This is a genomic window from Longimicrobiaceae bacterium (genome assembly GCA_036375715.1).
In the GTDB taxonomy this organism is placed as follows: Bacteria; Gemmatimonadota; Gemmatimonadetes; order Longimicrobiales; family Longimicrobiaceae; genus DASVBS01.
Genome location: DASVBS010000034.1, coordinates 154166 through 175867, shown reverse-complemented (window position 1 = coordinate 175867; position 21702 = coordinate 154166). Strand labels below are relative to the sequence as shown.

The 21702-nt window shown below is 67.9% G+C and carries 17 protein-coding genes; 5 read left to right on the top strand and 12 right to left on the bottom strand.

Annotated elements, in window-relative coordinates; translation table 11 throughout:
- Positions 1 to 353 precede the first annotated feature (353 nt).
- On the top strand, positions 354 to 2252 hold the full coding sequence (gene treZ, locus VF167_07695) for a malto-oligosyltrehalose trehalohydrolase (protein HEX6925297.1): 1899 nt from the start codon (positions 354 to 356) through the stop codon (positions 2250 to 2252).
- Positions 2253 to 2354: 102 nt separating this feature from the next.
- Here treZ and VF167_07690 read toward each other — a convergent pair whose 3' ends face one another.
- Positions 2355 to 3752: an MBL fold metallo-hydrolase gene (locus VF167_07690; GenBank protein HEX6925296.1), complete on the bottom strand. Its 1398-nt coding sequence runs from the start codon at positions 3750 to 3752 to the stop codon at positions 2355 to 2357.
- On the bottom strand, positions 3749 to 5584 hold the full coding sequence (locus tag VF167_07685) for a universal stress protein (protein ID HEX6925295.1): 1836 nt from the start codon (positions 5582 to 5584) through the stop codon (positions 3749 to 3751). The genes VF167_07690 and VF167_07685 overlap by 4 nt, the downstream gene beginning before the upstream one ends.
- 73 nt (positions 5585 to 5657) lie before the next feature.
- On the opposite strand from VF167_07685, the gene VF167_07680 reads away from it, so the two are divergent.
- The gene (locus tag VF167_07680) at positions 5658 to 6407 is read left to right on the top strand and encodes a GGDEF domain-containing protein (GenBank protein ID HEX6925294.1); all 750 of its coding nucleotides are present in this window, start codon (positions 5658 to 5660) and stop codon (positions 6405 to 6407) included.
- Positions 6408 to 6585: 178 nt separating this feature from the next.
- Here the strand turns inward: VF167_07680 and ppsA are convergent, their stop codons facing one another.
- The 7 genes from ppsA to VF167_07645 all read right to left on the bottom strand — a co-directional run bounded on the left by ppsA (position 6586) and on the right by VF167_07645 (position 15485).
- Complete coding sequence (gene ppsA, locus VF167_07675) at positions 6586 to 8994, bottom strand: phosphoenolpyruvate synthase (GenBank protein HEX6925293.1); 2409 nt, start codon at positions 8992 to 8994, stop codon at positions 6586 to 6588.
- A gap of 90 nt (positions 8995 to 9084) precedes the next feature.
- Positions 9085 to 9996 (bottom strand): universal stress protein, encoded by a 912-nt coding sequence (locus VF167_07670; protein HEX6925292.1) that lies wholly within the window; start codon positions 9994 to 9996, stop codon positions 9085 to 9087.
- A gap of 236 nt (positions 9997 to 10232) precedes the next feature.
- On the bottom strand, positions 10233 to 10658 hold the full coding sequence (locus VF167_07665) for a Bor family protein (GenBank protein HEX6925291.1): 426 nt from the start codon (positions 10656 to 10658) through the stop codon (positions 10233 to 10235).
- A 323-nt stretch (positions 10659 to 10981) separates the two neighbouring features.
- The gene (locus VF167_07660) at positions 10982 to 11770 is read right to left on the bottom strand and encodes a Crp/Fnr family transcriptional regulator (protein ID HEX6925290.1); all 789 of its coding nucleotides are present in this window, start codon (positions 11768 to 11770) and stop codon (positions 10982 to 10984) included.
- A 259-nt stretch (positions 11771 to 12029) separates the two neighbouring features.
- Positions 12030 to 13190 carry a phospholipase D-like domain-containing protein gene (locus VF167_07655; protein ID HEX6925289.1) on the bottom strand — a complete coding sequence of 387 codons (1161 nt, stop codon included), beginning with the start codon at positions 13188 to 13190 and terminating at the stop codon, positions 12030 to 12032.
- Positions 13191 to 13266: 76 nt separating this feature from the next.
- Positions 13267 to 14583, bottom strand: coding sequence for an ATP-binding protein (locus VF167_07650; protein ID HEX6925288.1), 1317 nt, complete (start codon positions 14581 to 14583; stop codon positions 13267 to 13269).
- 146 nt (positions 14584 to 14729) lie between these two features.
- Positions 14730 to 15485, bottom strand: a complete 756-nt coding sequence (locus tag VF167_07645; protein HEX6925287.1) for an SDR family oxidoreductase — start codon at positions 15483 to 15485, stop codon at positions 14730 to 14732.
- 152 nt (positions 15486 to 15637) lie between these two features.
- Here VF167_07645 and VF167_07640 point away from each other — a divergent pair, with 152 nt between their 5' ends.
- Positions 15638 to 16495, top strand: coding sequence for a universal stress protein (locus tag VF167_07640; protein HEX6925286.1), 858 nt, complete (start codon positions 15638 to 15640; stop codon positions 16493 to 16495).
- Between the two features lie 39 nt (positions 16496 to 16534).
- Here the strand turns inward: VF167_07640 and VF167_07635 are convergent, their stop codons facing one another.
- The 3 genes from VF167_07635 to VF167_07625 all read right to left on the bottom strand — a co-directional run bounded on the left by VF167_07635 (position 16535) and on the right by VF167_07625 (position 20080).
- Complete coding sequence (locus VF167_07635; GenBank protein HEX6925285.1) at positions 16535 to 16888, bottom strand: hypothetical protein; 354 nt, start codon at positions 16886 to 16888, stop codon at positions 16535 to 16537.
- Positions 16889 to 16934: 46 nt separating this feature from the next.
- On the bottom strand, positions 16935 to 17468 hold the full coding sequence (locus tag VF167_07630; protein HEX6925284.1) for a hypothetical protein: 534 nt from the start codon (positions 17466 to 17468) through the stop codon (positions 16935 to 16937).
- 254 nt (positions 17469 to 17722) lie between these two features.
- The gene (locus VF167_07625) at positions 17723 to 20080 is read right to left on the bottom strand and encodes a heavy metal translocating P-type ATPase (GenBank protein HEX6925283.1); all 2358 of its coding nucleotides are present in this window, start codon (positions 20078 to 20080) and stop codon (positions 17723 to 17725) included.
- A 335-nt stretch (positions 20081 to 20415) separates the two neighbouring features.
- Here VF167_07625 and VF167_07620 point away from each other — a divergent pair, with 335 nt between their 5' ends.
- The gene (locus tag VF167_07620) at positions 20416 to 20619 is read left to right on the top strand and encodes a hypothetical protein (protein ID HEX6925282.1); all 204 of its coding nucleotides are present in this window, start codon (positions 20416 to 20418) and stop codon (positions 20617 to 20619) included.
- A gap of 77 nt (positions 20620 to 20696) precedes the next feature.
- Positions 20697 to 21650 carry a patatin-like phospholipase family protein gene (locus tag VF167_07615; GenBank protein ID HEX6925281.1) on the top strand — a complete coding sequence of 318 codons (954 nt, stop codon included), beginning with the start codon at positions 20697 to 20699 and terminating at the stop codon, positions 21648 to 21650.
- Positions 21651 to 21702 lie beyond the last annotated feature (52 nt).

Sequence of the window (21702 nt, the reverse complement as noted above, 5' to 3'; positions counted from 1 at the left end):
TCAATCCCAACCGCGCGAGACTCGCTCTCGCACCTGCTCTAAACGCCACCCGACCGTTCCACCGGCCAGGAAGCAATCCCAAATCCATCTGTTTCGCGTGCCCAGCCAGGCTCGCCGGGCGAGCCTTATATCTTATCCCCTCCGCTGCCCGCCGTCAAGGACCCGCGCGAGATTTCGCGGGAAAATGGATGACGGCGTTTTTGCGGGAGGGCCTCCAATATAGGCGGCTGCGGAGAGCACAGTCAACCCTGCGAGGAGGCCGTGACGGAGAGGATCGGTCCTTGCCTCTGGCCCTCGTACGAGGCCACGCCGCGGTGGCCGGAGCCTCAGAACCGACCGCCCGGAGAAACGCTATGCATGGAGCTCAGGCACAGGGGCCCGCACCCGCTTCGCTCGGGGCGACGCTCCTCGGCGGAGGCGGCACTCGCTTCCGCGTCTGGGCGCCCGCGCGCCGCCTGGTGGAAGTGGTCCTGGAAGGGGGGGCCGGGGCCCCCGCGGTCTTCCCTCTTCGTCCCCAGCCCGGCGGCTACCACCAGGGCGACGTGCCCGGAGCGCAAGCGGGCACGACCTATCGCTACCGCCTGGATGAGGATCTGCTCCGACCCGACCCCGCCTCGCGCTTCCAGCCCGAAGGCCCTCACGGCCCCTCCCAGGTGATCGACCCCGACACCTTCCGCTGGTCGGATTCCGGATGGCGGGGGCTCGACGCTGCGGAGCAGGTCTACTACGAGCTGCACATCGGTACCTTCACGGCTGAAGGAACCTGGCGGGCGGCCGAGGAGCAGCTCCCTGAGCTGTCGCAGCTCGGGGTCACGGCGCTCGAGGTGATGCCCGTCGCCGAGTTCGCCGGCGCCTTCGGATGGGGCTACGACGGCGTCGACATGTTCGCCCCCTACCATCGCTACGGCACACCCGACGACTTCCGCTCCTTCGTGGATCGGGCTCACGGGCACGGCCTGGGGGTGATCCTCGATGTCGTCTACAACCACCTCGGGCCTGACGGCAACTACCTCCCGGATTTCTCGGACAGCTACTTCACCGACGCCTACGAGGCCGAGTGGGGGGATCCGCTCAACTTCCACGGACCCGGTTCCGCGCCGGTGCGGGAGTTCTTCATCACGAACGCCGCCTACTGGATCCGCGAATTCCACCTGGACGGACTGCGCCTGGACGCCACCCAGAGCGTGCACGACATCCATTCGGGCCCCGCACACATCCTGGCGGAGGTCACGCGCGCAGCCCGTGCCGCGGCGAAGGGGCGGTCGATCGTCGTGGTCGCGGAGAACGAGCCGCAGCACGCGGAGCTGGTGCGGCCCGAGGAGGAAGGGGGGATGGAGATGGACGGGGTCTGGAACGACGACTTCCATCACTCCGCCATCGTGGCTCTGACCGGGCGCACGGAGGCCTATTATCACGACTATCTGGGCACGCCCCAGGAGCTCGTCTCCAGTGCCCGCTGGGGCTACCTCTACCAGGGGCAGCACTACGCCTGGCAGAAGAAGCGGCGCGGCCGCCTCGCCTTCGACCTCTCGCCGTTTCGATTCGTCCACTACCTCCAGAACCACGACCAGGTCGCCAACTCCGGCCGGGGCGACCGCATCCATCGCCTGACCAGCCCGGGGCGGCTACGGGCGATGACCGCCGTCCTGCTGCTCGGTCAGAACCCGCCGCTCCTCTTCATGGGGCAGGAGTTCGCTGCCGAGTCGCCCTTCCTCTACTTCGCCGATCACAAGCCGGAGCTCGCGGCCGCGGTCCGTGAAGGACGGCGAGAGTTCCTGGAGCAGTTCCCTTCCCTGCAGCGTGCCAATCTGCCCGATCCGGCAGACCCCGCCACCGTTGCCGAGTGCAAGCTCGACTTCACCGATCGGGAGCGAAATGCCCACGTGTACCGGCTCCACCGGGAGTTGCTCACCCTGCGTCGGACCGATCCGGTACTGGCCGCCCGCCGTGATCAGCGCCCGGAGGGTGCGGTGCTGGGTGGATCGGCCTTCCTGCTCCGCTACTTCGGCCCCCTCCACGACCATCGCCTGCTCGTGGTCAACCTGGGCCGGGAGATGCGCTTCTCTCCGGCGCCTGAACCATTGCTTGCACCGCCGAATGAGGCCGGCTGGAAACTGATCTGGTCCAGCGAGGACGAGCGCTACGGAGGAGGGGGAGCGGTGGAGCCGGAGCAGGAGGACGGGAGATGGCACTTGCCTGCTGAGTGTGCGATGCTGCTGGCGCCCGCGTCGCGAAGCGCGCCGCGGCACTGATCAGGGGCGGCGCAGGTCCAACATACAAACACGGAGGCGCGCTGGGGGTCGCCGGCGCGATCGTACCGGAACCCCATCAACTAGGGCTCGGCGTCGGGGCCTTCATGGATTCGTCGCCAGTTGCCCGGCGCGCGGGCGCGCGACGCGGAGCTCCACCGCCTCGCGGTGTTCCGGAACGCGAGCTTCCCATCCGAAAGTCTCCTTGATGCGCAGCCGCAGCGTATCGGCCGCTTCAGGATCGCCGTGGACGATGAAGGTTTCGCGCGGCGCCGCATCGAAGTTCCTCAGCCAGGTCAGGATCTCTTCGGCGTCCGCGTGAGCGGAGAGGTTGTCCAGCACGGCGACCTCCGCGTGCACCGGCACGTACTGTCCGTGGATCTTCACACGCCCCGCGCCGGACACCATGGTGGCGCCGCGCGTACCGGGGGCCTGGTAGCCCACGAAAAGGATGGTATTGCGGGGATCCGGGGCCAGCGCCTTCAGGTGGTGCACCACCCGCCCACCGGTGGCCATGCCGCTCGCCGAGATGATGATCCGCGGCATGCGCATGCGATCGATGCTCTTGGATTCCTCCACGGACTCCACGGGCTTCGCCACGGAGCAGACGGCGCGGCACTCCTCCGGCGTCAGCCGATGCTCCGCCGGATGCTGGCGGAAGATCTCGATGGCCGAAGACGCCATGGGACTGTCCACGAAGACGGGGACGTCCGGGATCCGGTTCGCAGAGCGGAGGCGGTAGAGCAGGTAGAGGAGCGTCTGGGTGCGACCGACCGCGAATGCCGGGATCACCACGGCTCCGCCTCGGTCAATGGTGCGGCGAACGATCGATTCGAGCTGGTCGAGCGGGTCGACGCGCTCGTGCAGGCGATCGCCGTAGGTGGACTCGACCAGCAGGTAGTCGGCGTGCGCAACCGTGGTGGGCGCCGGGAGCAGCGGATCGTGCGGTCTTCCCAGATCTCCTGAAAAGAGAATCGAGATTCCGTCGGCGCGCAGATCGATCATCCCCGCCCCCTGGATGTGCCCGGCCGGAACGATGGTGGCCGTGACCTCCTGGCCGAGCTCGATGAGGGTCCGGAATGGAACCTCTTCAAAGCGGTCGAGGCAGGCGATGGCGTCGTCGCGGGTGTAGAGTGGCAGTGCCGGCCGATGTTTGGTGAGGCCGTGCCGGTTGAGGTACTCGGCCTCCTCCTCCTGGAGGTGTCCGCTGTCGGGGAGGAGGACCCCGCACAGGGCCCTGGTCGAGGGCGTGCAATAGATCGGGCCGTTGAAGCCGTTGCGGACGAGCAGCGGAAGGTAGCCTGAGTGGTCGAGGTGCGCGTGCGTGAGCAGCACCGCGTCGATGCTTGCCGGGTCGACCGGGAACGGCTCCCAGTTTCGCTGGCGAAGCTGTTTCAGACCCTGGAACAGCCCGCAGTCGATGAGCAGACGTCGGGTGGTGGTCTCGAGCAGGTAGCGCGAGCCGGTTACGGTGCTGGCTGCTCCAAGGAAGGTCAGCTTCATCTCTCCTCCGCATTTGAGGGGGACACCACCAGCACCGAGCAGGGAGCGCTACGCACCACTTTGTTGACGATCCGCCCGATCATCGGGGTGCGGGCGACGTCACCTCCTTTGCTACCCAGCAACAGCAGGTCGGCCTTCTCGCTTGCGGCTGCCGAAATGATCTCGTAAGCCGGGTCACCCACCGCCACTTTCGTCGTCACCCGACCGTCGGAGAGACCCGCAGTCCGGACCTGCTCCCGGAGCCACGACTCCATTGCGCGGGTCGCATCCTCCTGCAGCCGCTCGAAGGTCTTCGTGGTGGGAAGCCCCGTGAGCTCGTCGACGAGGAGCACACGGTCCACCACGTTCAGGAGGGTGACGGAGGCATCGAAGCGCGATTGCAGTGCCCTGGCCCATTCCAGCAGCCGCGCTGAGATCTCGGAAGGATCGATGGCCACGAGGAGGTGGCGCGGAGGAGCATCGCCCACCTTTCTCGCTACCAGGACCGGGATGTCCGATTCGAAGAGCACGCGCTCCGCCGTGCTGCCCAGTAGCGCAGCCACACCACGCGTCGGCCCCTGTTCGCCGACCACCACGAGGTCGCCACCCGATTCCTCCGCCAGCCGGAGAATCTCGGCCGCCGGCGCTCCTTCACGAATGTGGGTGGTCACGTGGGGAGATACCCCCAGGTCGCGCAGCTCTTCCAGGCGGCGTTGCGCCGCGTTCCGGGTGGCAATGCGGAGCTGTTCGCGGTTCCCCGCGAGCTTCCGCAGCGGTCCCGGCAGATCGGGTGGGTCGATGACATGGACCAGCTCGTGGGCAGCCTCGGGAGCGAGATACCGCATCGCCCACAGCGCAGCTTCCCAGGAGCTCTCGTGGAAGTCGACGCCCGTCACCACGGTGTCGACCCGCAGGGCGCGAGCCGCCTCTTCGAGCTCCGACGCGGGGGTGTAGTCGGGCGGGACGAGAAGCACGGAGCAGGGGGCGGTCCGCGCCACGGTCGAGGCCAGGCTGCCGAGGTAGAGGTATGGCAACCGGCTGATCCCCTGGGTGCCGAGCACGACCAGCGGTAGCGATTCGTTCCGAACCCACCGGGTAATCGTATCGATCGCGTCCTCCGCCCAGAGAACCCGCGGAAGCACATCGACATTGCGTAGCGCGTCGGCGGGGACGACTCGCTCGATGAACCGTTCGAGCTGCGGGCGAATGGTCTCGGTCTCCACCTTTGCCGTGTCCGTCGTGGTTCCGGCCCAGGCGAGGTGTGCCACGGAGACCTGCACGCGATCGTCGCCCCTCGCGGACGGGCCGCCGGAGAACCCTTCGATCCACCCCAGGGCGGCTGCGAAGGCGGCGCGTGCCGCGGAGGAGAAGTCGGTGAGAACCCCGATCCGCCGGATAGGAAACTCGATCTGCTCCCGCACGATCAGGCAGGGGACGCTCGTCATCCGGATCACCCGATCCGCCGTGGTGCCCAGGTAGGGGCGGTCCGTCGGTGAGCCCCTGTGCGGCCCAAGCACGACCAGGTCAGCGCCGGTCTCCTCCACGTGTCGACGGGTCGCCTCGGACTCGGACGGATCCGCAACGACCAGCATGCCGGCTGGTTCGAACCCTGCTGGGGTCGATCGCTCGACCTGCGCCTCGAGCGCTTCCTGTGCCTGCTCGAAGGCCTCGAGATCGGGTGTGGTGTCCTCCGTGCTCAGCGCGGGGGGCAGCGTAGTGATCTTGAGCACGTGGATCAGGTGGAGCTCCGCCCCGGTGAGAGCGGCGATCGAGGCGGCCGTGCGGACGACCCGATCGCATTCGGTTGTGAGGTCGGTCGCGACGACGATCGACCGGATATTCCTCGGTTCCATCTCAGCTCCTCCCATGCTGGTCGGCCCGGCCCGGGCCGCGCCTCGCGCAGATCCTCCCCATCACCCGGTAACCATGAAGAGGACGACGACCCGCACGCTTCAAGCTGTCGGTCTCTCGATCGGCGCTCCGCTGGGCTGGTTGCTGATCGAGCTGCTTCGCGGCGTTCCCGCAGGTGCCGCGCTGCTTCGCAGTCCCCTGCTCTACCTCTACATGACCATAGGCACGGCGGTCGCCTTCGGTCTCTTCGGCTCGATTCTCGGCCGCCGTGAGGACCACCTGCTGGACGTGAACGCGCGTCTGGAGATGCTCTCCGTTACCGACGCGCTGACCGGCATGCGCAATGTGCGCTACTTCTATACCCGGCTGGCCGAGGAGCTCGCGGAAGCGAAGCGCACGGGCGATCCGCTGGCCGTGGTGATCCTCGACCTGGATCATTTCAAGCGCATCAACGACGAGCACGGTCACCTCGCGGGCGATGCCGTGCTCATCAACACCGCGCGCGCCGTTACCGCGACGACCCGCCACGGAGAGACCGAAGCGCGCATCGGGGGCGAGGAGTTCGCGCTCCTGTTGCCGAACAGCTCTGGATCCTCCGCCTGCGAGGTCGCGGAGCGCGTTCGCGCGGCCATCGCGCAGGTGGAGACCCGCCTGCCCAACGGCGATGCCGGCTTCGTTCGGATCACCGCGTCCGCCGGGGTGGCAAGCACCTCCGAGCTGCCTGGCGCCACTGCGCAGGAGCTGTTGCAGGCGGCCGACGAGGCGATGTACGCGGCAAAGGCTCAGGGGCGAAACCGCACCGTCGTGGCCGCCCCGCGACGCTGAGATCGGCGGCTTACGCAAAGCTGACCCGTCCGCAGATTTCTCTTGCGGGCGCCTACAAGGGGCCCCACAAGGGGCGCGCCTACGGGCCGGGATCGTGCCATCCGACGGTTACTGGTTGTGTGTCGCGGCGTTTCGTCCTCGGAAACCGTCCGGTCGGCGGCGCTGGCCGCACCCCCCATCACCGCGCCACCGCGGGCTCCTCGAGCTCGAGCAGCCGGAGCGTGGTGCTGACGACGGCGTCCGGAATGAGCGAGATGCTGTCGATCCCCGCCTGCACCAGGAAGCGCGCGAACTCGGGATAGTCGCTCGGGGCCTGTCCGCAGATGCCGACTTTCCGTCCGGCTGCTCGCGCGGCGGCGATGACCTCAGTGATCATCCGCTTCACCGCTTCGTTCCTCTCGTCGAACAGGTGAGCGACGAGCTCCGAGTCTCGATCGACGCCGAGTATGAGCTGGGTGAGGTCGTTGCTGCCGATCGAGAAGCCGTCGAAGATGCGGGCGAACTCGGCGGCGAGAATCACGTTGCTCGGGATCTCGCACATCACGTAGATCTCGAGGCCGTTCTCCCCGCGGACGAGGCCGTTTGCAGCCATCTCCGCGAGCACTCGCTCCCCCTCCTCCACTGTGCGACAGAAGGGGATCATCAGCTTTACGTTGCGCAGCCCCATCTCGTCTCGGACCTTGCACATGGCGCGACATTCGAGCGCGAAGCCCTCGCGGTAGCGGTCGTCGTAGTACCGCGAAGCCCCACGGAAGCCGAGCATGGGGTTCTCCTCGACCGGCTCGAAATCGCGGCCGCCGATCAGGCTTGCGTACTCGTTGGTCTTGAAGTCGGAGAGGCGAACGATCACGTCACGCGGCCAGAAAGCGGCCGCGATCATGGCCACCCCCTCCGCCAGGCGATCGACGAAGTACTGCCTGCGATCCGGGTATCCTTCCGTCAACCGGTAGATCTCCGCCCGCTCCCGCGCCTTCGAGACTCGTTTGGGGTAGAGGAGCGCCATCGGGTGGGTGCGCACGTGCGACCCGATGATGAACTCCAGGCGAGCCAGGCCAACACCGTCATTGGGGAGGGCCGAGAGCGCGAACGCCTCGGACGGGTTGCCCACGTTGAGCATGACTGCCGTGCGGGGGCGCGGCAGGTCGGCGAGGTCCGTGCGCTCGATGTGACTGCGTAGCAGCCCGCGATAGATATGGCCGATTTCCCCTTCTGCGCACGAGACGGTGACCTCCTCGCCGTCCGGAATCACCGACGTGCCGCGTTCGGTGCCGACCACCGCGGGGATGCCCAGCTCGCGGCTGACGATGGCGGCGTGGCAGGTTCGTCCACCCCTGTCGGTCACGATTGCTGCGGCGCGCCGCATCACCGGCTCCCAGTCGGGGTCGGTCATCTCGGTGACCAGCACTTCCCCTTCCCGGAGCTGATCGAGGTCGGCCGGGCTCCGGATGATCCGGGCGACTCCCTTCCCGATGCGATCGCCCACGCTGCGCCCGGTCACGATCACTTCGCCGGTCTCATCCAGGATGTGGCGCTCGATCACCGTTCCCGCGCGCTGGGCGTGCACCGTCTCCGGGCGCGCCTGCACCAGGAACAGCTCGCCCGTGAGGCCATCCTTGGCCCACTCCATGTCCATCGGGGTGGGCGTTCCGTGGTATTTCGAGTAGTGCTCCTCCACGGCGCACGCCCAGCGGGCCAGGGTGAGGATCTCGTCATCGGTGAGGACCCAGCGCCTGCGCTCGTCAGGGGGAACCGGGACGCTGCGTGTGGGCCGGCTGCCGCCTTCCTCGTAGATCAGCTTGAACTCCTTGGAGCCCAGCTTCTTCTGCAGCACCGGGCGGAAGCCCTGCAGGAGCGTCGGCTTGAAGACGTAGTACTCGTCCGGGTTGACGCTTCCCTGCACGACGCTCTCCCCCAGGCCGTACGCCGCGCTGATCAGGACCGCGTTATTAAACCCGGTCTCTGTGTCGATGGAGAACATCACCCCGGCGCTGGCGAGGTCGGAGCGCACCATCTTCTGGACGCCAACCGAGAGGGCCACCTGTCGGTGTTCGAAGCCCCGGTCGGCTCGGTAGACGATGGCCCGGTCGGTGAAGAGCGAGGCGAAGCAGCGCCGAATCGCATCGACGAGCATGCTCGGGCCGCGCACGTTCAGGAAGGTCTCCTGCTGGCCCGCGAAGCTCGCCTCCGGTAGGTCCTCGGCGGTGGCGCTACTGCGCACCGCCACGTCGCACTGCTCGCCGTATTCCTCCTCCAGGCGCTCATAGGCCTGGGACACGGCGTCCACCAGCCCGCGCGGTAGCTCCGCCGACAGGAAAGCGCTGCGCACCCGCCGCCCCGCTCGCTTCAGGCTGTCGATGTCCCTTACGTCGAGCCCGCTCAGCTCCTTCTCGAGTACCTCCTCGAGGCCGTTCTCGTGAAGGAAGGCGCGATAGGCTTCCGCCGTGGTCGCAAACCCGTCCGGCACGGCAATGCCGAGCGGTACGAGCGCCCGGCGCATCTCGCCCAGCGAAGCATTCTTTCCGCCTACCTCCGCCACGTCGTCCAACCCGACGTCGTCGAACCACCTCAACCAGCGAGCCACGGACATCGGATCATCTCCTTCCATAGTTCTTCATGGGCGCCCGGCGATCGCGAGCCCCACGCGGATCGAACACGCCGCCTGGGAGGCGCCGGTCGCTCATGGCGTTTGCGCTTCCGGTTGGGCCGCCAGGGCGGCGCTCGGAATCACCAGGACGTCGCACATCGCCGTGCGCACGACTCCTTCGGCCACGCTTCCGATAAGGAAGCGCGATGCGCCTTTCCGCCCGTGGGTGCCCACCACCAGGAGATCCGCCTTCCAATCAGAGGCTTCCGCTACGATCTCCTTGGAGGCCTCACCGATTCGGATTGTCGCAATCGAGCCAGGAGCCGAAGGATCGACCGAGCGGAGGAACCTTTCGAGTTCGGGCATGGCCGAATCGACGAGTGATTCCCTCGACAGGGGTGGCAGCGGCGGCACGTCGTAATCCAGCACCAGCAGAACCCGGTGCTCGGCCACCTCACCCCGGCCGAGTATCGCGGTGAGCTCGCGCCCGCGCCGATATACGGCCTCGCTATGGTCGGAGAGGTCGGTGGTGAAGAGGATCCGTCGAAGCTGGTCGTGCTCTTCCCTTCGCCGCACCAGGACGGGAGCTTTTGCCGCGCGCACCACCCTCTGCGCGGTGGTCCCGAGAATCGTCCGCGCGAGCGTGCCGCGCCGGGTTGCTCCCACCACCACCAGGTCGGCATGCACCTCGTCGGCGACATCGAGAATCGCCTTTTCGGCCGGGAGCGGTACCGCCCTGCAGACGATGGAAGCTCCCCGGGAGAGCGCCTGGACCTGGGCTTCGAGCCGCGTGCGCGTCTGCTCCTCGACCTCTTTCAGATGCTCGGAGCTGAAGACGGGCATCTCCGGATACGGGTACAGCACGGGGTCAGGAAGATGGTAAGCGTGGACCACGTGCAGTGTTGCCCCGAGCGCCTCCGCCAGGCGGAGCGTGGGGGCGAGCTGCGGGTCCTCCGGCTCCAGCTCGGCGACTCCGAGAACGATGTTACGAATGCCTTGCTCCATGTCTGCCTCCGGAAAGGGATGGACAGGACGAGGTAAGTCGCCCGGTCGCGGTCTGGTGCCGCTTCCCAATGTGCAGGGGGTGGGGTCGCAGGGTAATGGGGAATTGTTGGAGAGAATTGTCGGGAGGAACCCGAGCCCGCACCGACTCGACCGGGGCTCGGCCACAGCAATCGACCCGCCGCTTCGAACGCGACGGGCCGATGCCAGCGACCGCCGGAACCGCGACCCGTCAGCCTCTACTCGTTCAGGAAGCGTACCACCACCGGCACGTCCCGATCGGCGGACAGCACCACCGCGCGCGTGACGACTTCGCGCGCCTCCTCGAGCGAGGCGCGTGCCGGCACCTCGAAGCGGTCGAGTGCGGCCGCGCCCCGCGAGGCGCAGCGCACGGTGATCTGCATGGGTGTGTAGATCCCCAGCGTCAGAGCGCTCGCGACCTGGTTCAGGAAGGAGAGCTGGGTCTCTACAGTCGCGACGCCGTTGGGGCACTCCTCCGCCGCCTCGATCGTGGAAGGAGGCACCAAGCCGTAGACGAAGCCATGCGCCCACTCCACCTCGATCACCTCGCCGGATGGAGGCAGTCCCGTTTCGATGGTCGCGTGATAACAACCCGCGAGCAGGACGGTACCGACAAGCATGAACCCACGTCTTCCACGGCGCATGGGAGCCTCCGGGTGGGGAATGAAGCGGGCGTGCGGCCCGCAAGCGCGCCCGAGCGCTGCTCGGGCGGGTAGGTGCTCAGAGATTCGGAGGGTTTGTCGCGTTGTTCGGGTGGTGAGATCCGCCGCAGGTGCTCGGGAGAGCCACTTCGTTCGGTGTGCCGACGAGCTCGTGCGGAGCAGAGGGGGGCGGACGGAGAAGGTACCCGTCAACTATGCGAGCACGCCGCCTGAGCGCAACGATCTTCGCGTGCAGGCGGCGTGCATCCGTCGCGCTGCCGGCGGCAGCGGACACGCTCCGGGGAAGCGAGAGGCAGTCGAGAGGCTCAGGCGCAGCGTCGCCCGCCCCCGTTGGCCGGCTCGGGAGTCAGACGGTACATCGCCCTGCGGCCACGGCGGTCGGCCGAGTCGTGACCTTCCCCTTCGGCCAACCGGCGCAGGCGGTCCGGCTGCAGCACCTGGATCCTCGCTCCACGCTGGTCGATCGCGCCGGTCATGCGGAGATGACGGAGGGCGCGCGAGACGCCTTCGCGGGTCGTCCCGAGCTCTCCGGCCAACTCCTCCTGCGTACGCGGCAGCCGGAAGGTGGCGCCGGGTCGCAGCGCGTCGTGGGCGGTCGCGAAGGCCAGCACTGCACCCGCCACCCGGGTGCGCACGTTCTGGAGGGCGAGCCGGTCGACGAGCGCCGCGAGCGCGCGGACGCGCTGGCCCAGCTCGCGGACCACTGCCATGGCGACCTGTGGGTGGGTGCGATAGAGAGCATGCACCTCGTCCAGCGGGAGGAAGAGCACCCGCCCCGCCTCCGTGACGCGTGCGGAGGCCAGGTGTGCGCCCTCATCGAAGAGGGACACCTCCCCCAGCGAGTCGCCCGCCCGGAAGGTTCCGAACACCTGCTCGTCGCCGTCGCGGTTGGCGCGATAGCTACGCACCTCCCCTTCGACGACCAGATACAGACCGCGACACGGCTCTCCCTCACGGAAGAGGACCTCGCCACGACTCACGGCCCGGCAGACGGAACGCCGTACGAGGGCGGCGCACTCAGCCTCGGACAGCGAGGCGAACAGGGGCTGCTTCGAGACCACCCGGACTGGATCGTGTGTGCATCGGCGGCTCATGACCTCCTCCGGTCTGCGGAGTCCCGCGGATTGCTGCGGGGACGGCCGAGCGTAAATCGTCGGCCTGCACGTGACGCTAGGCCCCTCTGTGCAGCCGGTCAGTGACACATGTCACATCTTCTCAGGCGCCGCAGGAGGAACGCCGTGCCTCCGCCGATGCGCGGCTGCATGCCGATGCCGCCCCCCTTGTACTCCAGCCCGTCGCCATGCGGCGATGTATCCCTGGCTTCCACGTCTGCGAGGACCTCCGGAGCCGCCTTCAGACCGACTCTGCGACGATCTCGCGGGAGCGCTCCAGGTCGGCGAGGAACATGGCCTCCGCGTCCTCTCCGAGGTCGGGGTCGTCGATGATCGCGTCGAGCTCGTAGTTGACCGCGAATCCTAGCGGGTTGAGGTCGGTGGATCCCACCCGCACCCAGCGGCCGTCGACCACCGTCGTCTTGGCGTGCATCATCACGCCGCCCCATTCCCAGATCCGTACGCCGCTGCGCAGCAGGTTCGGATAGAACCGGCGCGCGAGGCGCGTGACCCAGGGGTGATCGTTTTTGCTGGGCAGGAGGAGCCGCACGTCCACTCCGTCCCGCGCCGCGCCGGTGAGCCCTTCGATCTCCACGAAGGAAGGAATGAAGTAGGCGGTTGCGATCCAGATCGAGCGCTCGGCCAGAACGCTTTGCACCTGGAGCCCCCGAGCCACACGGAGCTTCCAGGGCTCTCCCTCGACGATCGCCACCAGCGCTCCGCCGTCCGTCAGCGGCGGCCCCGGCCGGTTCAGGTGCTCCTCGAGAGGCGGAGCGGAGGCGGATCTACGCGCCGTTCGCTCCCACATCCGCTCGAAGGCGCGGTGCATGTCCCGGGCGGCTGGGCCGTCGATCTCCACCGCCGTGTCACGCCACTGGCGAGGCGGGCCCGATTCAGGACGGGCGGGATCCCACTCCTCCCCCAAACCGAAGCCCCCGGTGAACCCGATCCGCTCATCGACCACGAGCAGCTTCCGGTGATCGCGTGGGACGAGTCCGAACCACGGACGCCATCCGATGCGGTTGAAGATCCGCACGTCGACGAGGCCGACGCGCAGCTCATCCCAGAACCGGCGCGGCGTGCTCCGGCTGCCGATGCCATCCACCAGCATGCGAACGCGCACGCCCCTCTCCGCCACGGATCTCAGAGTTTCGGAGAAACGACGGCCCACCGCGTCGGGTCGCACGATGTAGCTCTCCAGGACCACCTGCTCGCGGGCGCTCTCGATCGCGCCGATCATCGTATCGAAGGTTTCGGGGCCGTCGTGAAGCAGTCGCACCCGATTTCCCGCCGTCATGCGCGCGGATGCCAGCCGCCACACTCCCCGAGCGATCTGTCGCGTGCGGCTCGAAAGTGCGGTGACGTCGGTCGAGGCGATCGGCTGGAGATGTTCGCCCGTCATCTGGCGGGGACCGAGGGTCGCAGAGGATGGGGTAACGCAGGCGTTCGCTGGCACCCGGGCCTCGTGACTCGGGCGGTCAGCCGGGGGACGAGGTCAAGCTCGCTCGACGATCCGACGGACCGTGCCTTCGTTCGCCCCCGCGAGGGGGGATCACCGCGGGAATGGTGAACCAGAAGGTGCTGCCGCGCCCGGGACAGCTCTCTGCGTGGATCGTTCCACCATGCGCTTCGACGATACCCTTCGCGATGCTGAGCCCGAGCCCCAGGCCATCACGCTGCTGTCGCTCTGCTTGCCAGAACGGCCGGAACAACCGGGAAAGGTCGTCCGGTGCAATGCCGCAACCGGTGTCGGTAACGGAGAAGCGCACCATGCTCCCGAAAGGGGCAGCACTCAACACGATCTCTCCCCCCGGGGGCGTGAATTTCAGGGCGTTGCCCACCAGGTTGGAGAACACCTGCAGAATCCGATCGCGGTCGGCCGAGATCTTAGGTAGCTCTTCGTGGATTTCGCCGCGCAGGGAGAGCGAGCCGACCTTGGCGAGAGACTGGTTGAGCTCGACAATCTCTTCGACGAGGCGGGCCGGCTCCAGCAGCACCCGGCTGAGGTGAAGCTGACCGGATTCGATGCGACCCACGTCGAGCAGGTCCTGAATGAGCCGGTTCATCCGCCGGGCGGATCGACCGATGAGCTCCGCCTGTTGATCCCGCTGTTCCGGCGTCAACCGGTCGGATCGCAACAGATCTGCGCTCATGGTGATTGCGTTCAGCGGATTGCGCAGATCGTGAGCGACGATGCGCAGAACGTTGTCCCTCGCAAGCAGCGCCTGCTGGCTCTCGCGGAACAGGCGTGCGTTGTCTACCTCGAGGGCGGCCAGGCGGACGAGTCGCTCGGCGAGCAGCAGGTCCGACTGGGAATAGGTGCGGGTGGAGGACACGAACAGCACCACTCCGAGCAGCCGATCCCGTGCTAGGAGCGGGACGGCCATAAAGGAGCGCGGGTCAAGCGCTGTGAGGATCCGTCGATGCTCCTCGTTCTGGGTCATCTGCCGCAGGAGCTGGTCGGATACCTCGGGTACCAGGACCGACTTCCCGGTTTCGAGCGCCTCCCGGGAGAGGTGCGGGCGGGTGCGGTCGAGCGGGAATCGCAGTAGCTCTCGAGTGAGGTCCGCCTTCAGAGGATCCGCGTGCGCTGCCTGCTGTCGCTTGATCGCCCCATCTTCGAGGAGATCGATAATGCAGAAGTCCGCGATGAACCGAACGGCGAGCTCGGCTACTCCTGCCAGGGTCTCCTCGTAGTCGAGGGAAGAAGCGAGCAGCTTCCCGAACTCGGCCAACAACGCTTCGGCCTGCACCATCCCTCCCGGCGTTTCCCGAATCTGCAAGGCGACGTTCATCGATCTCCCCCCCGGTGGAAGGCTTCGTGGGCGGATGATACCGGCCGCAAGGGATGACACGGCCAATGTGGGTGCCGCTTTCGCCCGACTGAAGTCAGGGAAAGTCAGGAATCTTTGTGGTGAAGTGCTGGACACGCCTACGGCGATCAGCGCGCCAGGTAGCCGCCGTCCACCGGGAAGTACGCACCGGTCACGAAGGAAGCCCGATCGGAGCTGAGGAAGCCGACGACCTCGGCCACCTCCTCCGGTTCTCCCAGGCGCCCCATCGGGTGAAGCGAGACCAGCATCTCGTAGGTCTCGGGATCGTTCTCCAGCTCAGCGATGAGCGGGGTGCGGATGAAGCCCGGGCCGACGGCGTTCACGCGAATGCCTCGCTGTGCGTATTCTATGGCGGCGGTCCTGGTCAGCCCGAGCATCCCGTGCTTCGCGCTCACGTAGGCGGGGGCAGTGGCGAAGCCGACCTGCCCGAGGATCGATGCCATGTTCACGATCGACCCGCCTCCGCTCTCGAGCATTGCCGCGATCTCGTACTTCATGCAGTACATCGCCCCCGAGAGGTTGATGTCGAGCACCTGGCGCCACCCCTCGATGGTGTAATCGGCGGTGTGGCTCGCCTCTCCGCCGATTCCCGCATTGTTGCAGGCGATGTCGAGCCGGCCGAAGGCCTCCACCGTCTCCCGGATCAGTGCGTCACATTCCTCCGGGCGGGACACGTCTGTTCTGACGAAGCGGGCTTCCCCTCCTGCCTCCCGGATCAGGCGGACGGTTTCGCTTCCCCCTTCCTCGCTGACATCGGAGACAACCACCCGCGCTCCGCCGCGCGCGTAGAGGAGTGCCACGGCTCGGCCGATCCCCGACGCCGCGCCGGTGACGATCGCGACCTTGCCCGCAAAGTCCGCCATTGTTTCCTCCCGGATCGAGAGTGGAGGGTTTGGGTGGATCTGCCCACGGGTTTGCTCCCGGAGCCGTCTCCGCCCGCGCCCGATCTTTGCTGCATCGTTGACCGCCCGGATCTGTCTCCGGCGCCTGATTCCGGCCCTGCAAGCGAGCGAACATGCGGCTGCTGACTCTGAAATCGATCCTCGTCGCCACCGATCTAGAGGGCGGCTCCGAGCCGGCTCTCCGTGCCGCAGCGGGACTGGCCCGCCTCTCGGGCGCCGGCCTGCATCTGCTACATGTGGCGGACGAGCCGACTCCGGGCGACTCGAATCACCTACGGGAGAGGCTTGCGCAGATCGCGCCACCGGGAGCGGAGGTGGCGAGCTGCAGAGTGCTCGCGGGCAATCCCGCGGAGGCGATCCTGAAGCACGCCGAGCTCCTGAGGGCAGATGCCATCGCGCTGGGTCCGCACCGCCGCGGCCGCGAATCCGTGGGGCCGATGGGCAGCACCGCGGCCGCGGTCGTCCGCGGAGCGCCCTGCCCTTGCCTGGTGGTTCCCGAGGACCTCCGGCTGCCGCTGGAGCGGGTTACGGCGGCGGTCGACCTTTCGGAGTCGAGCGCCGGGGCGCTGGTCGTGGCGCTGTCGTGGGCCTCGGCATTGCGCCCTCCGCGGCGCCGGGCGAGCCTGACCGTGCTGCACGTGGCCCGCAACGCGGACGCCAAGAGCCGGAGCGCGGCCCTTCAGGCCGAGGTCGAGCGGCTACGCGCGACCGGAGCCGACGCGGCGCACGTCGATGTCGACAGCCGCCTGGTTACCGGAGTCGACCCGGCCGAGGCGATTCTGGCGCAGACTCGATCGGAGCCCGTCGACCTGCTCGTGCTGGGCACACGCAGGGTTATCACCGCTGCCTCGGAGCTCGGCAGTGTCTCAGCCGCTGTGGTCGAGGCCGCCACCTGCCCTCAGCTGCTCGTCTCCCCGGATGCCGCGCGCGATGCGCTCCGCAACTCGCCGCCGATGGGCGTGGGGCACTGACCGTTGCTGAACCTCCAGGGCATCCTGGACGACCACTGCTCAAGCGACCACTTCCCAGAAAGGCGGGAAGGTGCCGAGCAGACCCAGCAGCACCAGCAGCAGCGTGCCGATGGTGATCATCCGCGGGTTCAGCTCCGAATCCCGCCAGCGGAGGTGCAGCGCTCCCCAGCTCACGAGCCAGATCAGCACGGCTGCGGTCGTTCGGGACGAGACGCCGCCGGCCGGCTCGTAGAGCACGGGAAGGGTCAGCAGCCCCATCTCGCTGAGGGTCACCACGAGCCCCATCGCGAAGACCCCGATTCCCGCCGCCAGGTAGGCCGCCATTCCCGCGCCATTCGACTGATGGGTGGCCACCCTGACCGAAACGGTCACTTCTCTGTCGCGAATCGCCATCTTGGTCCTCCTCTCGAGCTGCAGTGCGCCGGCGTTCCAGTGCCCCCTATTGCAGCGGCGCAACCTTGTTCACGAAGACCCCCAGCAGCGACACGTAGGCAACGAGCGCGAAGGCGATGGCCAGTAGCGCCGTTGCCATCCGACGAAGGGACGGCTCGCGCGTTAGACGCTGACGGTAGCGCCAGGCGACGAAGGCGACCGCCGTCGCCAGCATGGAGGCGATGAAGGGAACGTGTTCCTTGGACTCCATCGCGAAACGGTGCAGCCACTCGTTCGAAGGATCGGCCAGGAGCAGCGCGCGTGGGTAAGCGGCCAGATCCGTTGCGCCGTCGGGCGGTGTCGCGCGATACGGGGGGAAGATGACGTACGTGCCCACCAGCGTGGCGAGCCACAGCATCAGTGCGCTGAATCCGGTCAGGCCGGCGATAGACCGCGATCGATCGACCGCGACGCCTCCGTCCTGGGGGCGTGGGATCAGCAGGTAGATCGCCGCGAGGGCGGCCGCGAGGGCCAGCAGCCCGCCGCCACCGAGGACGACACCGTGGATCATCGTCCACAGGCTGCGTTCGGAGAATAGCATGGTCTCCTCCCCCGAAGGTGGATGGTTCGGCGCCGGATAGGTACAGGCGCCGTCAGCTTCCTCGCCGAAGTTAGCGGGCGGCCGTCGGGAGGCTGTCGGAGCTTCTTCGCGACGGCTGTGGGGAGATCGACGATCTGGTGTGAAAAAGGGAGCCGTGAGGGTTGGGGTTGTGGACTGCAGGCGGCCACCAACCCGGCTGTTGATGTCCGCGTTACCGTCCGGCGGGCGCGTCGGTGTCGGATCGGCCGAGCCGCTCACCATCCCGGCCGCGACGCTATCCTTCGCAGCAGCTGGGCGTTGACGGCGACGATCACCGTGGAGAGTGACATGAGCACCGCACCGAGCGCCGGGTGGAGCAGGATTCCCCACGGTTGCAACACCCCCGCCGCCAGCGGGATGGCGACGATGTTGTAGCCGGCGGCCCACCAGAGGTTCTGGATCATCTTCCGGTAGGTCGCCCGACTCAGCTCGATGATGCGCGGGACGTCGCGCGGATCGCTGCGCACCAGGACCACGTCGCCGGCTTCGACCGCGACCTCGGTCCCGGCGCCGATTGCCACGCCTACGTCCGAGGCGAGCAGCGCCGGGGCGTCGTTGACCCCGTCTCCGACCATGGCCACGCGCTTCCCCTGGCGCTGGAGCTGCCGGATCTTCTCGGCCTTGTCCTCAGGGAGCACCTGGGCGAAGACGGTGTCGATCCGCAGCTCGCGCGCGACCGTGTGGGCGACCGCCTCTGCGTCGCCGGTGAGCATCACGACCTCGATCCCACGCTCGTGCAGCCGCCGCACCGCGTCGTACGACTCCGGCCGGATGGCGTCGGCTACCGCGAAGGCGGCGAGGGCACGGCCGTTCTCGACGAGGTAGATGGCGCCCTGGCCACCCTCGGCGAACCGCTCGATGGCCGAGCGCATCTCCGCGTCAGGCTCCACGCCCAGCCGGTTCAGCAGATTCGGTCCACCCGCCCGCACGTCCCTGCCCTCCACCATCGCCCGCACGCCGCAGCCGGGGATCGCCTCGAAGTTGCTTGCGGGAGGGATCTCCAGCCCCTGTTCGCGGGCACTCTCGACGATGGCGTGCGCCACGGGGTGCTCGGCGTCCTGCTCGACGGCGGCAGCCATGCGCAAGGCTTCTTCGCGCGTCACTCCCTCGGCGGTGACCAACTCGACCACCCGGTGCTCGCCTAGCGTCAAGGTGCCCGTCTTGTCGAAGACGATCGCATTCAGCTTCCGGGCCTCCTCGAGCCCGCGTCGATCTCGCACCAGGAGCCCGCCCTTGGCGCCCAGCGTGGTGGAGATCGCGACCACGAGAGGAATCGCGAGCCCCAGCGCGTGCGGGCAGGCGATCACCAGTACCGTGACAACTCGCTCGATGGTGAAGCCCCAGGGGGCGCCGAGGAGGGCCCACGCGGTCAGCGTGACCACGGCCGCCGCGATGGCGATCAGTGTCAGGAGGAAGGCGGCCCGGTCGGCCAGTGCCTGAGAGCGCGATCGGGAGCTCTGCGCTTCGCTCACGAGGCGCATGATGCCGGCGAGGGCCGTGCCCTCCCCCGTGCGGGTGACCTCGACGCGGAGCGAGCCCCGTCCATTCACGGTCCCGGCGATGACCTCGTCCCCTTCTGCCTTCTCCACGGGTCGCGATTCGCCAGTGAGCATCGACTCGTTGACGGCGCTCTCGCCCTGTCGAACCACGCCGTCCGCGGGGATACTCATCCCTGGTCGGACGAGCACCAGGTCGCCAGTGCGCAGCGCGTCCAGGGGAACCTCTTCCGTTCCTCCGTCCACGACGCGCTCGGCCGTATTAGGGAGCAGCTTTGCCAGCTCCTGGAGAGCTCCCCGAGCCTGGGAGATGGAGCGCATCTCCATCCAGTGACCGAGGAGCATGATGGTCACCAGCGTGGAGAGCTCCTCCCACAGCGCCATCCCCGGGTAACCGAAGGTGACCACCAGGCTGAAGACGAATGCGACGGTGATCGCCAGGGAAATGAGCGTCATCATCCCCGGGAGGCGGTCCTTCAGCTCGCGCCAGGCCCCCTGCAGGAAGACGCGTCCGCCGTAGGCGAAGACGGCGGTTCCGAGGAGCGGAGCGATCCACTGCGAGCCGGGAAAGACGGGTGGTGTGTACCCGGTGAGCCGCGTCAGCAGATGGCCCCAGACGATGGTGGGGATCGTGAGGGCGAGCGAGACCCAGAAGCGGTTGCGAAAGAGCTCGGCGCTGTGGCCGGCGTGCCTGTCGTGAGCGGCGTGTGCATCGCGACCGACGTGCTGGTCCTGGTCGGTGTGGGCACCGTGGGCGGCGTGCTGGTCCTGGCCTACGTGCTCGTCATGGCCAGTGTGAGCAACGTTGACGTCATGACGGGTGTCACCCGCATGGTCGACCCGCGCGGGGGCTGCGCGGTCGTTGGGGCCGCCGTGCACGACGTTGCCGTCGTGGCCTGGCTGGCCGGCGTGCGCCGCATGGCCGTCGTGGGCTGCCTGGCCTACCCGCGCTTCGCGACCACCATGGATGTCGCGTGCGATGGCGGGAGGCTCGGCTGGCTCCCGCGTGGGAGGGTCATTCTCCGTTGACTGCCGACCGGCATGCTCGCCGGACCCGTGATCGTCCCCGTGTCTCATTTTCGCGGCCGTGAAAGCTGGAAGCACCAGATCGGCATTCGCCGACAACGCATGATCCCGTCCAGCCGTCCTGCAGTTCCGAGTGCCTGCACGGGCTCGGCCTGGGAGCGGGTGTGGATGGCCTGTAGTGCGGAAGCGCTAACTTAAGCGCCACCGCACTGCGGGTCCTTGCACCGAAGCCACATCGTGATCCTCCCCACGCCCGGGCCGTCATCCCCCGACAGACGCCGACGCTCCGGGAGCCTGCCGCAGGCGATACCCCGATCCGTCGCGCACCCACTCGATGCCGTTGCGAGCCAGGTAGCCCGGATAGCCGGCAGGAGATCGCAGCCGGGATGAGTCGCCGCGTCGAGCGGACGGTGGCGCTGCAGGAGTCCATCCCGGTGCACATCTTTTACACCACGGTCTGGGTCGACTCGGCCGGCCAGCTTCAGTTTCGAGAGGACCTCTACGGGCACGACCGACGCCTTGCCGGCGCGCTCGACGGCGACCTCGAGCGGGTCACGGAGCGGGCGAGCGGCGATTGCGTACCGGCTTGAGGGGCCTCAAACGTTACGGTACTCGAATTGCGCCCGCCTCCATACTGTCTGCCCTCATCCACCAGGGTAGGTTCGTCATGGCTGCCACCACTCCCGCACCCGTCATCGGCATCGCCCTGGGAGGCGGATCGGCCCGTGGCTGGGCGCATATCGGGGTTCTCGCCGCGCTCGCCGAGCGTGGCATCGAGCCCCAGATCATCTGCGGCACCTCCATCGGGGCGCTGGTGGGAGGAATCTACGCGGCCGGGAAGCTGGGTGAGCTCGAGTCGTGGGTCATGCAGCTGACCCGCCGGGAAGTCCTCGCGCTGCTGGACTTCACGCTCGGCGGCGGAGGAGCGATTGCCGGCAAGCGGCTGATCGACCTGTACCGGAAGCATCTCGGCGACATCACCATCGAGGAACTACCTCGACGCTTCGCCGCGGTGGCAACGGACCTGGGATCGGGGTCGGAGATCTGGCTTCAGGAAGGTTCCCTGCTGGATGCCATCCGCGCCTCGATCTCAATCCCGGGACTCTTTACTCCCGTGTTTCGCGAGGGGCGTTGGCTCGCCGACGGCGGGTTGGTCAATCCCGTGCCGGTCAACCTCTGTCGGGTGCTCGGGGCGGAGTTGGTGATCGCGGTGGACCTGCACGGGGCTTCCCTCCAGCGCTCCTCGCGCGGTGGGGTCGGCCCCGCGCGGCCGGCCGTCGTGCGCGACGGGGCGGATCGGTCGCCGTCCGCCGCCACCGAGCCCAGCGGGGTCGACGCCGCTCAAGCGCCCGCCAGCAACAACTCTCCCCCACCCTTCGGCTGGGTGGTGCAGTCGGCGTTCGACATCATGCAGATCCGCCTCAGCCGCTCCCGCCTCGCCGGCGATCCTCCGGACTTGCTGTTGACTCCGCGCGTCCTGCAGGTGCCCTCGTTCGAGTTCACGCGGGGCAGATCCACCATCGAGGAGGGGCGCAACGCGGTCCGGCGGATGATGCCAGCGCTGAACGACCTCATCGGCCTCGCGTCCGAGCGTCATCCTCTGCTGGACCGGCGGCCCTGAGACCAGCCTGAGGCCAGCTCTGAGACCATCTCCAAGAAGTGGCCGCGGCCGG

Coding starts and splice junctions, on each gene's coding strand:
- treZ (HEX6925297.1), top strand. CDS start 354: ATGCATGGAGCTCAGGCACAGGGGCCCGCACCCGCTTCGCTCGGGGCG.
- VF167_07690 (HEX6925296.1), bottom strand. CDS start 3,752: ATGAAGCTGACCTTCCTTGGAGCAGCCAGCACCGTAACCGGCTCGCGC.
- VF167_07685 (HEX6925295.1), bottom strand. CDS start 5,584: ATGGAACCGAGGAATATCCGGTCGATCGTCGTCGCGACCGACCTCACA.
- VF167_07680 (HEX6925294.1), top strand. CDS start 5,658: ATGAAGAGGACGACGACCCGCACGCTTCAAGCTGTCGGTCTCTCGATC.
- ppsA (HEX6925293.1), bottom strand. CDS start 8,994: ATGTCCGTGGCTCGCTGGTTGAGGTGGTTCGACGACGTCGGGTTGGAC.
- VF167_07670 (HEX6925292.1), bottom strand. CDS start 9,996: ATGGAGCAAGGCATTCGTAACATCGTTCTCGGAGTCGCCGAGCTGGAG.
- VF167_07665 (HEX6925291.1), bottom strand. CDS start 10,658: ATGCGCCGTGGAAGACGTGGGTTCATGCTTGTCGGTACCGTCCTGCTC.
- VF167_07660 (HEX6925290.1), bottom strand. CDS start 11,770: ATGAGCCGCCGATGCACACACGATCCAGTCCGGGTGGTCTCGAAGCAG.
- VF167_07655 (HEX6925289.1), bottom strand. CDS start 13,190: ATGACGGGCGAACATCTCCAGCCGATCGCCTCGACCGACGTCACCGCA.
- VF167_07650 (HEX6925288.1), bottom strand. CDS start 14,583: ATGAACGTCGCCTTGCAGATTCGGGAAACGCCGGGAGGGATGGTGCAG.
- VF167_07645 (HEX6925287.1), bottom strand. CDS start 15,485: ATGGCGGACTTTGCGGGCAAGGTCGCGATCGTCACCGGCGCGGCGTCG.
- VF167_07640 (HEX6925286.1), top strand. CDS start 15,638: ATGCGGCTGCTGACTCTGAAATCGATCCTCGTCGCCACCGATCTAGAG.
- VF167_07635 (HEX6925285.1), bottom strand. CDS start 16,888: ATGGCGATTCGCGACAGAGAAGTGACCGTTTCGGTCAGGGTGGCCACC.
- VF167_07630 (HEX6925284.1), bottom strand. CDS start 17,468: ATGCTATTCTCCGAACGCAGCCTGTGGACGATGATCCACGGTGTCGTC.
- VF167_07625 (HEX6925283.1), bottom strand. CDS start 20,080: ATGAGACACGGGGACGATCACGGGTCCGGCGAGCATGCCGGTCGGCAG.
- VF167_07620 (HEX6925282.1), top strand. CDS start 20,416: ATGAGTCGCCGCGTCGAGCGGACGGTGGCGCTGCAGGAGTCCATCCCG.
- VF167_07615 (HEX6925281.1), top strand. CDS start 20,697: ATGGCTGCCACCACTCCCGCACCCGTCATCGGCATCGCCCTGGGAGGC.